The following is a 12,031-nucleotide window of genomic DNA, read 5'->3' as shown; positions in this document are numbered from 1 at the left end:
TTAACCCACCCAAAGCGACACTTCTCCGTTGGTCGCAAAGGCTTTTCGCGTGTCGGTCGGTCTCGATCCCAATGTGCTGCTCAGCTTCTATCAGGCGAAGCTGATGAACTCCGTGGCGACGCCCACCGCGCAGGCATCCGGTATGACGGCTTCCAGCGCCGCCAGAAGCAACAACGCGACCGCCAACGATGCACCGCCCTGGGAAGCTTCCCAGCCGGACCAGAACGCGATGGACGCCAAGGTTCTCGCGACGACGAACTTCCTCGACACCAGCAATGTGCCTCTGAGCGCCTCGACCAAGGCCGACCAGAAGACCGAGCAGGACAACCAGAAACTCTTCTCGCTCTACACCGCGGTCAATACGCTCGCCTATATCGCCAAGATGGGCCAGCGCGACGGCATGACCTCGGGCCAGCTCGCGGGACTGAACACACGCTTCCAGGCCGGCCTCAAGCAGGTCGAGGATTTCATCTCGAAATCGACCTTCAACAATTTCTCGCTGCAGGCGGCGGCGCCGTCGGCTTCGGTGACGTCGACCGTCGTCGTGCCATTCGGGTCGTTCGACTATCAGACCAAGACGCTGGTCAACAACGCCAATCTCGGCAACGCCCTGCCGGGCTTGTCGCCGTCCGACAGTTTCACCATCGCCATCAAAAAGGGCAGCACGACGACCAATGTCGCGATCGACCTGTCGCAGGTCCAAGGACCGCTGACGCTCGACAACGTGGTCTCTTACGTGAACCAGCAGCTTTCCGCCGGCGGATTCGCCACGCGCTTCCAGAAGGTCCTGACCGCCGGAACCGTGCTCGATCCGACCAAGGCGACGTACGGCCTTCAAGTGTCGCCAGGCGGCGTCGAGACCGTGAGCCTCTCATCGGCCGATGCGGCGCCGTCGCTCTATCTTGCCGGCTCGTCCGGCCAAGCCACCGCGACGACCACGGCCACGACGACCGGCGGGACCACAACCACATCCTCGCAGGCCGCGGATCAGCAGGGGCGCCTGATCAAGCTCTCCGATCTCGATAGCACCGCGCCGACCAGCACAGTCAGCGTCACTGCCGCGCCGACCAGCGGCACGACGACCGCAGCGTCAACTGTCGTGGATTCGAGCGGCAACGTCTATGTGCTCGGCAACGCCACCGGTGATTTCGGCAACCAGGTCAACCAGGGCGACCAGGACGCCTATCTCACCAAATACGACTCCGCCGGCAATGTGTTGTGGACCCGCCTGCTCGGCAGCGCCGGCACGGCGACCGGCACTTCGCTGGCGCTCAATCCGACGGGTGGCGTTGTCGTCACCGGCTCGACCACCGCCGATCTCTCGCCGACCTCGGTCGCGAACGGCAACACCGATTCCTTCGTCGCGAAATACGACGCCAACGGCAACCAGACCTGGATTACGCAAATCCAGACCCTGATCAACAATCAGGCGAACACCGTCAGCGTTGACGCCGGCGGCAACGTCTATATCGGCGGCGCGGTCGGCGGCTATACCGCCAATGTCGGCGGCAAGGCGGTCACGATGCAAGGCGGCGTGATCGGCAGCGGGCAGACCGCATTGGGCGGCGGCGACGCCTATCTGGCCAAGTTCGATTCCAAGGGCAAATTGATTTCCGAAAGCCAGTTCGGCACCTCGGCCGCCGATACGGTCGCCGCGACGGCGACGGGCAGCGACGGCAGCCTGTATGTCGCCAGCGTGCAGAACGGCCATGCCGTGGTGGCGAAGTATGCCGGCGGCGACATCACCGTGCCGCCGACCTGGACGCAGGATCTTGGTGATCTTCAGAATGGCGGCGCCATCGGCGGCCTCACCGTCTCCGGCAACCAGGTTTATGTCTCGGGCACGACACAGAACGCGAACCTGACCGCGAGCGGCGCCGCGACGGTCGCCAACGCCTCCTCGGGCGGCAGCGACGCCTTCGTCTTCGCCCTGACCGATCAGGGCACGACCGCGGCGGCGAATTTCGTCTCCTATGTCGGCACGGCCGGGCAGGAGAAGGGCGGCGCGGTGACGGTCGGCGGCGACGGCACGATCTATTTGACCGGTTCGACCACCGGCACTTTCGCGGGGCAGAACCGCAACATCGCCAATGTCAGCAACAGCTTCGCGACCGCGCTGTCGGCGACGGGCGCGATCACCTGGACCAAGCAATATGCCGGCCTCGACGGCATTTCGTCCGGTGCCGGCATCGCGATCGACCCGAGCGGGTCGAGCGTACTGGACGCGCTCGGCTTGCCGCGCGGCACCGTCAATCCGAACCAGTCGGTCGATCTGACGGCGCAGACGACGCTGCGCGCCGGCGATACGTTCAAAATCCAGATACAAGGCGTGGGGGCGCGTACCGCCACCGTGACCATCGACAAGGGCGAGACGCTCCAGTCGCTCGCCACCAAGATCAATATCCAGCTCCAGACCTATGGCAAGGCCTCGGTCAACTATACCGGCGGCGCGGAAGGCCTGAAGATCGAGGCCAATCCCGGCCAGACCGTCACGCTTGTCTCCGGCCCGGCACAGTTCGACGCGCTGGCGCGCCTCGGCATCGCGGCCGGCACGCTAAGCGCGCCGGCGGCGAAAGGGTCGTCCGGCACGCCGTCTCCGGCCTCGACCTCGAATACGCAGGCTTTCGGCCTGGGCCTCGGCACCAGCTTCGACCTGTCGACCAAGACCGGCGCCGACCTGGCGCGCTCGGCGCTGCTCGGCGTGCTGTCGAAGATCCAGAGCGCCTATCAGACGACGAATGCGCCGCCCGCGCCGGCCGCTGCACCGGGCAACACCTCCGGCACCGCGCCGGCCTACATGACATCCCAGCTGTCGAGCTACACGCTCGCGCTGAACATGCTGGGCGGGTCGAGCGCGGCATCGATACCCGGGCTTACGGCATAATTTCCGATCGAATACTGCAAGCCGGCCCTGTCATGCCCGCCTTCGCGGGCAGCTTAAACGACGCTGTTGTAGACCATCGCCTGCGCCGGCTTGCCATAGGCGGCGGCTCGCGGGTTGTAGGTGCGGGTCGGGGCGGCGCGGCGGTCGACTTCGGCGGCGATCGCCTTGATCATGCCTTCGCTGGCATTGCGCACGCGCGTCAGCATGCGGGCATGGAGCTGCAGCGTCTCGCGGAATTTCGCCGTTACCTCGGTGAAGCGGCCGCGAAGCGGCGCCGGCGCGGCCTTGACCGTATTCGGCGAAAAGCCGTGCGCCTCGCGGCTGTAGAGCGCCGACAGGCGCTGGATTTCCGGATCCGTTGTGCGCATCGCCTGCGGCTTGCCGTCCTTCAGCGCCGCGATATCGGCCTCGATCGCCTCGATCAGACGCTCGGCGAGTTTGACCAGCCGCTCGATCTTGTCGCTGTCCGGGTTCAATGCGAGGTCTCCTGGGTCTTCAGCAATTCGCGCTGGATCGCGTCGGACAGGCCGAAACCGCCCTGTGCCGCCATCTGCTTGCCGTACTCGTCCATCAGCAGGGAGCGGAACATCGACTCGCCCTGGCCGCCGCCGAACGGGCCGTCGGTGGAGATGCCGTTGAACATCTCGCCGACGAATTGGGTGATGAACACGCTTTCGAACTGCTCGGCCGCCTTCTTCGCCGCGGCCGGATCGGCGGCGCGCGGTGCGGTGGGGATGCCCGGCTGCAGCGAGGTCAGCGCCGCGCTGGTGTCGAGGCCGCCGGTCATCCGATCACCTGGATGTCGGCCTGGAGCGCGCCGGCCGCCTTGATTGCCTGCAGGATGGAGATGATGTCGCGCGGCCCGACGCCCAGCGCGTTCAGCCCGTCGACGAGGCTCTGCAGCGAGACACCCTCGTGCAGCACCGCCATCCGGTTGCCCTTGCTGTCGTCGATGTTGATCTGGGTGCGTGGCACGGTCGTGGTGGTGCCGGTGTTGGAGAACGGCTCGGGCTGGCTCACCTGCGGCGTCTCGGTGACGCGGATGGTGAGGTTGCCCTGGGCGATGGCGACGGTGGAGATGCGCACATCGGCGCCCATCACGATCACGCCGGACTGCTCGTCGATCACCACGCGCGCGGCCTCGTCGGGATCGACCTTGACCTGTTCGAGGTCGGTCAGGACGCCCATCACGCCGTGCGGATAGCCGTCCGGCACGGTCACGCGCACGGTCGACGGGTCGGTCGCTTCCGCGACGCCGCCGCCCATATAGGCGTTGACCGCGCTCGCGATGCGCGTGGCGGTCGTCAGGTCGGGATTGCGCAGCGACAGGCGCAGGGAGTGCTGGGCGCCGAGGTTGAAGGTGATCTCGCGCTCGACGATGGCGCCGTTGGAGATGCGGCCCGCCGTCGGCACGCCGCGGGTGACGCTGGCGGCGTCGCCGCTGGCGGTGAAGCCGCCGATCGCGACCGGGCCCTGGCCCAGCGCGTAGATCTGCCCGTCGGCGCCGAACAGGCTGGTGACGAGCAAGGTGCCGCCCTGCAGGCTCTTGGCGTCGCCGAGGGCGCTGACCGACACGTCGATGCGGGTGCCCTGGGCCGCGAAGGGGGGCAGGTTCGCCGTCACCATCACGGCGGCGACGTTCTTGGTCTGCATCGTGGTGCCGCGGGTGTTGACGCCCATGCGCTCCAGCATGGTCTGCAGGCTCTGCTGGGTGAAGGGCGCGTTCTTGAGGCTGTCGCCGGAGCCGTTGAGGCCGACCACCAGACCGTAGCCGACCAGCATGTTGTCGCGGATGCCTTCGACCTCGACCAGGTCCTTGACCCGGCTGAAGGCGAGCACCGGCGCGGGCGCGGCGGCCAGGGCGGCCCCCAGAATGAGGCAGGCCAGTCGTATATAGAGTGCGCGGCGCATGAGCTTGTTCTGCTCTCTGACACTATTCCGCGTCGCTCCTTGCCAGCTTCGTGCCGCGGGTTTCCGATAAAATATCTCTTTAATATCAATGCCTTGATTATGACGCGGGTAGGCAGCTCACGCCGCCCGGCAGGAATTTCCGGGCCATTCGATCGCAAAAAGATCGTTCCAATCGCCGAATCTTACGCTAAGGGCCTGACTCTTATTGGAAATACGGAAGGATAGCCCACCGCAGGCGGCTCGAAGCGCCGCCATGCCAGAAATGTTTCTTAAAGTCCGGCGTTCAAGGTCTCGGCGCGATCAAGTTTTGTGTCGCGGCCGGCCGAGCCCCGCAATCGCGCGCATGGACAGGGCGGCGGGCCGTTTCTATTTTCGATTCACACGCTTACACCCGGACCCGCATGTCATCCGCCGCTCTTCCCAAGTCCCGCCCGCGTCCCGCGGTGCTGTGCATCCTCGACGGCTGGGGCTGGCGGCCCGATCCGACCGACAACGCCATCGCGGAAGCCAAGACGCCGAACTACACCCGCATGCTGGCGGACAGCCCGCATGCGCTGCTGGCGACCTCGGGCCATGCCGTCGGCCTGCCGGCCGGCCAGATGGGCAATTCGGAAGTCGGTCACATGAACATCGGCGCCGGCCGGGTCGTGAGCCAGGACCTGCCGCGCATCGACCTCGCCATCGAGGACGGCAGCTTCGCGCAGCGCCCCGCGCTGCTCGACGTCATCGCCAGGACCAAGGCGAGCGAGGGCGCGATCCATGTGATGGGCCTGCTGTCGCCCGGCGGCGTGCACAGCCATCAGGGCCACATCGCGGCGCTGGTGCGCGTGCTGTCGGGCGCCGGCGTGCCGGTCTTCGTGCATGCCTTCCTCGACGGGCGCGACGTGCCGCCCAAGAGCGCGCTGGGATTCCTCAAGACCTTCGCCGATGCCGTCGCCGGTCTCGCCGGCGTGCGCCTTGCGACGGTGTCCGGCCGCTATTACGCGATGGACCGCGACAAGCGCTGGGACCGCGTGATCAAGGCCTATGACGCGATGGTCGATGCGAAGGGACCGAAATTCCCCGATGCCTATAGCGCCGTCGAGGAGTCGTACAAAGAGGGCGTCACCGACGAGTTCGTCCTGCCTTGCGCGATCGGCGACTATGCCGGCATGGCGGATGGCGATTCGCTGATCTTCGCGAATTTCCGCGCCGACCGGGCGCGGGAGATTTCGTTGGCGCTGCTCGATGCGGGCTTCGCGGGGTTCGCGCGCCGCCGCGTCGTCCGGTTCTCGGCCGCCGCCGGCATGACGGAATATTCCGACGACCTCAACACGCTGATGACCCAGCTTTTCCCCGCCGAAAACATCATCGGCACGCTGGGGGAGATCGTCTCGGACCGCGGCCTGAAGCAATTGCGGATCGCCGAGACGGAGAAATACGCCCATGTCACCTTCTTCCTGAACGGCGGCCGCGAAACGGTTTTCCCGGGCGAGGACCGCATCCTGGTGCCCAGCCCCAAGGTCGCGACCTACGACCTGAAGCCGGAGATGAGCGCGCCGGAGGTGATCGACAAGCTCGAGGAAGCGATCGCAAGCGGCAAATACGATCTCATCGTCGTCAATTTCGCCAATCCCGACATGGTCGGCCACACCGGCATCATGTCGGCGGCGATCCGCGCGGTCGACGAGATCGACGAATGCCTCGGCCGGCTGCGCGCGGCGGTGGAGAAGGCCGGCGGCGTGCTGCTGGTGACCGCCGATCACGGCAATATCGAGATGATGAAGGACCCGGTGACGCATGAGCCGCACACCGCGCACACCACGCTCGACGTGCCGATCCTGGCGGTGAACGCACCGCCCGGCACGAAGCTCGCCAATGGCCGGCTCGCCGACGTCGCGCCGACCCTGCTCGATCTGATGGGGCTGCCGATGTCGCCGCAGATGACGGGCCATTCGCTGATCGAACGGCAGACGGCGGAGAGCGCCGCCTGATGGAGCATCCCATATTCACCTCCCCCTTGCGGGAAGGTCGAAATTCGCGAAGCGAATTTCGGGTGGGGGTGTTGCTGGGCGCCCAACTTCCCCCCCACCCGAAAAACCGCTTCGCTTCGCTCGCGATTTTTCGACTTCCCCGCAAGGGGGAGGTGAGGCGTGCGCTAAGCATGGCGCTCGCTTGCATGCTGTTCCTGACGGCGGCGAAGAAACCGCCGCATCCGCCGCATCTTCATCCGCGCGCCAAGCCCGGCACCGAACATGTCGCGCCCGCTCGCGTGCCCGCGCCGGTCGTCGCGCCGACGGTCGAGGCGTTGCCCGACCTTTCCCATGCGCTGCCGGCGAAGGTCCTTGGCAAGCTTCCCTCCACCGTCGACCAGTACCGCCAGCTCAAGGGCGATCTCGCCAAGGGCAAGCCGGAAGCCGATGCGGCGAAGGCCCGCCGCGATCGGTTGAAGGCCGAGGCCGAGGCCCTGCGCCATAAGCTGATCGTCACGGCGGCGCGCGTGCAGAGCCTCGAACGCGAGAAAATCGTGCTCGACGCCCAGATCGTGCGGCTCGCGGCCGAGGACAGGAAACTCTCCGCCGGCTTCGTGCACGACCGCGTCGAGGTCGCGCGGTTGCTGGCCGTGATCGAAAGGCTGCAGCACGACACGCCGCCGGCACTGGCGATGCGGCCCGACGACGCGCTGGGGGCTGCGCGCGGCGCGATGCTGATCGGCGCCTCGCTGCCCGACGTCTACGGCAAGGCGGCCGCGCTCGCGCGGCGGATCGAGACCTTGAAGCAGACGCGGGCCGCGCTGGTGCAAAGGCGGGCCGAGGCCCTGAGCAACGCGACCGAGCTGCGCCATGCCCGGGTGGAACTCGATCAACTCCTCGCGATCAAAAGCGCGCAGGCCGCCACGGCCGACGTAACCTATGCCGGGCTTCGCACGAAATTGCAGGCGATCGCGGGTGAAGCCGCCAATCTGGAGGTGCTGTTGGTCAAGGTCGCGGCGCTGCGCGCCGAGCCGGCGCAGCAATCCGTCGTGGTGGTAACCGCCCAGAATGCGGGCGGTCCGGGCGGCCGCGGCTCTCTGCTCCAGCCCGTCGTGGGAACAATGTTGCGGGCGGACGGTTCTGCCAAGGCTCCGGGGGTGACGTTCACGGCCGCACCCGGGGCGCAGGTGGTCGCACCGGCCGATTGCGAGGTGCTTTTCGCGGGTCCTTACCATAAGAACGGCCAAGTCTTGATCCTGGAAGTCACCACTGGCTACGATCTGGTGCTCGCGGGGCTCGATCGCATCGTGGTCAAGCCGGGCGATCAGGTGCTGGCGGGTGAGCCGGTGGGCGTCATGCCCAAAATGGGCCAAGATGGCGAGCTTTACTTCGAACTGCGTCAGAACGGGCGGGCATCCAGCCCCGCGTCCCTTTTGGGATCCGATCTAAGGAAGGCAAGAAGAACATGAACAAGATCGCATTCGTCGGCGCCGGCATCGCCATCGGCTTCGTCGCCGCGCTGGGCATCCTGCCCGCCGCCCACGGCGCCAACGACATGAGCGCCTATCGCCAGCTCGATCTGTTCTCCGACGCGTTCGAGCGGGTGCGCGCCAATTACGTCCGGCCGGTCGAGGACAGCGAGCTGATCAACGCCGCCATCGAAGGCATGGTCTCCAACCTCGATCCGCATTCGAGCTACATGGATGCGAAAGCCTTCGCCGACATGCAGATCCAGACCAAGGGCTCGTTCGGCGGCATCGGCATCGAGGTCACGATGGAGAACGGCCTCGTCAAGATCGTCTCGCCGATCGACAATACGCCAGGCGCCAAGGCCGGCCTGAAGGCGGGCGACTATATCGCCGCGATCAACGGCGCCTCGGTCCAGGGCCTCAACCTCAACGACGCCATCGACAAGATGCGCGGCCCGGCGGGGAGCAAGATCACCCTCACCATCCTGCGCACCACCGACAAGAACGCGCCCAAGAAGCCGTTCGACGTGACGCTGACGCGCGCCGTCGTCGCGGTGGACGAGGTGCGCTGGCACCGCGAGGGCGACATCGGCTATATCCGCATGCCCGGCTTCAACGAGAACACGGCGAGCGGGCTCGAGACCGCGGTGCGCGATCTCAAGCGCCAGGTCGGCCCGGGCCTCAAGGGCTATGTCCTCGACCTGCGCAACAATCCCGGCGGCCTGCTCGACCAGGCGGTGCAGGTGTCCGACGACCTGCTGACCGCGGGCGAAGTGGTCTCGACGCGCGGCCGCCATCCCGACGACACGCAGCGCTACGACGCCCATCCCGGCGACATCACCGACGGCAAGCCGGTCATCGTGCTGATCAATGCCGGCACGGCCTCGGCGTCGGAGATCGTGGCCGGCGCGCTGCAGGACCATCACCGCGCGACGATCCTGGGCATGACCTCGTTCGGCAAGGGCTCGGTGCAGACCATCATCCCGCTCACCGAAGGCGGCGGCGCGCTGCGTCTCACCACGGCGCGCTATTACACGCCGTCCGGCCATTCGATCCAGGCCCAGGGCATCATCCCCGACGTGGCGGTCGCCGCCGGCGACGAGGACGATGTGCCGAAGATCGCCCGTCCGAGCGAGGCGGACCTGCCCGGCCATCTGGCGGGCGAGCCGCTGCCGAAGAAGCCGAACCAGACGGTGATCCGTCCGCCGGCCAATGCGCCCAAGACGGGCGCCGACGGCAAGCCCTACGACTTCCAGCTCAACTACGCGCTGCAGCTTCTGCACGGCAAGGTGGCGGCCATTCCCGCCAGCACCGCCGCGGCGAATTGAAAGGCCGGCCATCGAAAGGTGGTTTTGGGGGGACGATGAAAAGGCTTTTCCTGCTGGCGCTGGGGGTGGCGGGCGGTTTCGGCCTCGCCGTCGCGGCGTCGCATTTCGCCTATGGCGCCATCGGGCCGCACGCGTCGGCGCAGAACCAGATCCTGCGCTTCGGCGAGGCGTTCCAGGCGGTGCGCGACAACTACCTGTCCAAGCCGGCGGACCGCAAGCTGGTCGAAAACGCCATCGGCGGCATGCTGAGCAATCTCGACGCCCATTCGAGCTATTTCGACCGCGACGCCTATGAGGCGATCCAGACCAAGGCGGCGGGCGCCTATGGCGGCATCGGCCTCGTCGTCACCGTCAAGAACGGCGCGGCGCAGGTGGTCGAGCCGATCGACGATACGCCGGCCTCGCGCGCCGGCCTGCGCAAGGACGACGTGCTCGTCGCCATCGACGGCGTGGCGATGAAGGGCCATACGCTGGAGGACGTGTCCTCGCGCATGCGCGGCGCCATCGGTACCCAGGTGGCGCTCTCGGTCGGGCGCGGCGCGGCGGCGCCGTTCGACGTCAAGCTGACGCGCGAGTCGATCGAGGTGGAGCGGCTGACCTTCCGCCGCGAGGGCGATGTCGGCTACATCAAGATCCTCGCCTTCAGCGACCGCACCGATCCCGACCTGCGCATCGCGGTCGCGACGCTGAAGCGCGCGATCGGCCCCTCGCTCAAGGGCTTCGTGATCGACCTGCGCAACAATGGCGGCGGCGTGCTGCAGGCCGCGATCGACGTCTCGGACGATTTCCTCAATGCCGGCGAGATCGTCTCGGTGCGCGGCCGCGGCGCCGGCGCCATCGAACGCTACGACGCCCATTACGGCGACATCGCGGGCGGCAAGCCCGTCGTGCTCCTCATCAACGGCGGCACGGCTTCGGCGTCGGAGATCGTCGCCGGCGCGCTGCAGGACCATCGCCGCGCCGCCGTCTTGGGCACGCTCAGCTTCGGCAAGGGCTCGGTGCAGTCGATCATCCCGCTCGACAACGGCGCGGGCGGGGCGCTGCACATGACCACGGCGCGCTATTACACGCCGGCCGGCCGCTCGATCCAGGCGACCGGCATCGTGCCGGACATCGTCGTCTCCGGCGGCCCCGACGCGCCGGACTACCAGCGCGAGGCCGAGCTGCCGCACCATCTCCTGGCCGAAGGGCCGCCCGCCAGGCCGCCGGGCAAGTCGATCGAGCCGGCGGCGGGCCGCGCCTATGACGATTTCCAGCTCGCGATGGGGCTAGCCTATCTGCACAAGACGCTGGCGGTCGAAAGCAAGTCGCCCGACCATGCCTGAGAGAAGATCGTTAACGTCATCGTAACCGTGCATTGCGTTAGTCTCTGATCCATGGCGGCGAGCGGCACGACCGGCGACGACGCGGACGCCTCGCGCGGGGCGCGCCCGCTCGTCATCGCCTATTTCGCCGTGTTCGCGGCCCTCATCCTGTTCGGCATCGCGGTGGTGCTGTTCGGCGATCCGCGCGCCGGCGATCCGGTCGTGCGCGTGCGCCTGCCCCAGACGCCGGCCAAAGTGGCCGCGGTGCTGGCCCATCCCGCCGTGCCCGAGCCCGTCGCGGCGCCGGCCGCCGGCGCGGGCGAGACCGCCGTCCCGCCCGCGGTCGTTCCGGCCACCGTCACGCAGCCGATCTATGCAGGGCGCGCCCTGGTCGCCGATCCGGCGCTGATCGAAGGCACCGAGAACGGTCCCTTGCCCAAGATCGCCGCCGACGGCACGCCGCCGATGCGCGCCTATGCGGCGCCGGCCTTCGACAACGGCAAGCCGCGCATCGCCATCGTCATCAGCGGCCTGGGCATGAGCGCCAAGCAGACGGCGGCCGCGCTCGCCAGCCTGCCGCCGCAGGTGACGCTCGCCTTCGCGCCTTATGCCAGCGACGTGCAGCGCTGGGTCGCCGAGGCGCGGCGCGAGGGCCATGAAGTCCTGCTCGAAGTCCCGATGGAGCCGTTCGACTTTCCCGACAGCGATCCCGGCGCGCACACGCTGCGCTCCGGCGCCGCCGAGGATGCCAACACCGAACGCCTGGTCTGGGCCCTGACGCGCTTCACCGGCTATACCGGCGTGACCAATCTTCTGGGCGGGCGATTCCTCTCCGATCCGGATTCGCTCGAACCGGTGATGACCTATCTCGCGCGGCGCGGGCTTCTGTTCTACGACAACGGCGCGGCGAGCCATTCCTCGGCGCCCGACGTCGCCGCGCGCGCCGGCACGTCCTTCACCCAGGCGACCGCCACCATCGACAAGATCCAGACCGCGATGGAGATCGACCGCGAGCTCTCCGAGCTGGAGAACGCCGCGCGTGTCCACGGCACCGCGTCCGGCGCCGGGTTCCTTTATCCCGTCACCGTCGAGCGCGTGGCGCAATGGGCCCAGGGCCTTTCCGGCCGGGGCTTTGTTCTGGTGCCCGCTTCCGCCATAGTCGTCCCGAAGAAATAGCGAAGCT

Annotated in this window: 9 protein-coding genes; 6 read left to right on the top strand and 3 right to left on the bottom strand. The window is 67.5% G+C overall.

Annotated elements, in window-relative coordinates; all coding sequences use genetic code 11:
* Nucleotides 1-49: 49 nt before the first annotated feature.
* Nucleotides 50-2,884, top strand: a complete 2,835-nt coding sequence (locus tag WDN01_15920; protein ID MEJ0027512.1) for a hypothetical protein — start codon at nt 50-52, stop codon at nt 2,882-2,884.
* Between the two features lie 53 nt (nt 2,885-2,937).
* Here WDN01_15920 and WDN01_15915 read toward each other — a convergent pair whose 3' ends face one another.
* Genes WDN01_15915 through WDN01_15905 form a run of 3 tightly spaced genes read right to left on the bottom strand, consistent with a single transcriptional unit; the run spans nt 2,938 to nt 4,795 of the window.
* Entirely contained in the window at nt 2,938-3,360 is a 423-nt protein-coding gene (locus WDN01_15915) for a hypothetical protein (GenBank protein MEJ0027511.1), read from the bottom strand.
* Complete coding sequence (locus WDN01_15910) at nt 3,357-3,671, bottom strand: rod-binding protein (protein MEJ0027510.1); 315 nt, start codon at nt 3,669-3,671, stop codon at nt 3,357-3,359. The genes WDN01_15915 and WDN01_15910 overlap by 4 nt, the downstream gene beginning before the upstream one ends.
* Nucleotides 3,668-4,795, bottom strand: coding sequence for a flagellar basal body P-ring protein FlgI (locus WDN01_15905; GenBank protein MEJ0027509.1), 1,128 nt, complete (start codon nt 4,793-4,795; stop codon nt 3,668-3,670). Before WDN01_15905 ends, WDN01_15910 begins: the two co-directional genes overlap by 4 nt.
* Nucleotides 4,796-5,196: 401 nt before the next feature.
* On the opposite strand from WDN01_15905, the gene gpmI reads away from it, so the two are divergent.
* The 5 genes from gpmI to WDN01_15880 all read left to right on the top strand — a co-directional run bounded on the left by gpmI (nt 5,197) and on the right by WDN01_15880 (nt 12,024).
* A complete protein-coding gene (gene gpmI / locus WDN01_15900) occupies nt 5,197-6,768 on the top strand; it encodes a 2,3-bisphosphoglycerate-independent phosphoglycerate mutase (GenBank protein MEJ0027508.1) in 1,572 nt (523 codons plus the stop codon).
* A gap of 185 nt (nt 6,769-6,953) precedes the next feature.
* On the top strand, nt 6,954-8,216 hold the full coding sequence (locus tag WDN01_15895) for a peptidoglycan DD-metalloendopeptidase family protein (GenBank protein MEJ0027507.1): 1,263 nt from the start codon (nt 6,954-6,956) through the stop codon (nt 8,214-8,216).
* Nucleotides 8,213-9,544: a S41 family peptidase gene (locus WDN01_15890; protein ID MEJ0027506.1), complete on the top strand. Its 1,332-nt coding sequence runs from the start codon at nt 8,213-8,215 to the stop codon at nt 9,542-9,544. The genes WDN01_15895 and WDN01_15890 overlap by 4 nt, the downstream gene beginning before the upstream one ends.
* Before the next feature lie 35 nt (nt 9,545-9,579).
* Nucleotides 9,580-10,869, top strand: a complete 1,290-nt coding sequence (locus WDN01_15885; protein ID MEJ0027505.1) for a S41 family peptidase — start codon at nt 9,580-9,582, stop codon at nt 10,867-10,869.
* A 51-nt stretch (nt 10,870-10,920) separates the two neighbouring features.
* Complete coding sequence (locus WDN01_15880) at nt 10,921-12,024, top strand: divergent polysaccharide deacetylase family protein (GenBank protein MEJ0027504.1); 1,104 nt, start codon at nt 10,921-10,923, stop codon at nt 12,022-12,024.
* Nucleotides 12,025-12,031 lie beyond the last annotated feature (7 nt).

Origin of the sequence: Rhizomicrobium sp. (assembly GCA_037200985.1) — a bacterium.
Lineage (GTDB): Bacteria > Pseudomonadota > Alphaproteobacteria > Micropepsales > Micropepsaceae > Rhizomicrobium.
Note: the sequence above shows the minus strand (reverse complement) of the source record. Positions and strands in the feature narration are given on the sequence as shown.

What these genes read in the sequence shown, in the direction of transcription:
- WDN01_15910 (MEJ0027510.1), bottom strand. Translation starts at nt 3,671, where the DNA reads ATGACCGGCGGCCTCGACACCAGCGCGGCGCTGACCTCGCTGCAGCCG.
- WDN01_15905 (MEJ0027509.1), bottom strand. Translation starts at nt 4,795, where the DNA reads ATGCGCCGCGCACTCTATATACGACTGGCCTGCCTCATTCTGGGGGCC.
- gpmI (MEJ0027508.1), top strand. Translation starts at nt 5,197, where the DNA reads ATGTCATCCGCCGCTCTTCCCAAGTCCCGCCCGCGTCCCGCGGTGCTG.
- WDN01_15895 (MEJ0027507.1), top strand. Translation starts at nt 6,954, where the DNA reads ATGCTGTTCCTGACGGCGGCGAAGAAACCGCCGCATCCGCCGCATCTT.
- WDN01_15890 (MEJ0027506.1), top strand. Translation starts at nt 8,213, where the DNA reads ATGAACAAGATCGCATTCGTCGGCGCCGGCATCGCCATCGGCTTCGTC.
- WDN01_15885 (MEJ0027505.1), top strand. Translation starts at nt 9,580, where the DNA reads ATGAAAAGGCTTTTCCTGCTGGCGCTGGGGGTGGCGGGCGGTTTCGGC.
- WDN01_15880 (MEJ0027504.1), top strand. Translation starts at nt 10,921, where the DNA reads ATGGCGGCGAGCGGCACGACCGGCGACGACGCGGACGCCTCGCGCGGG.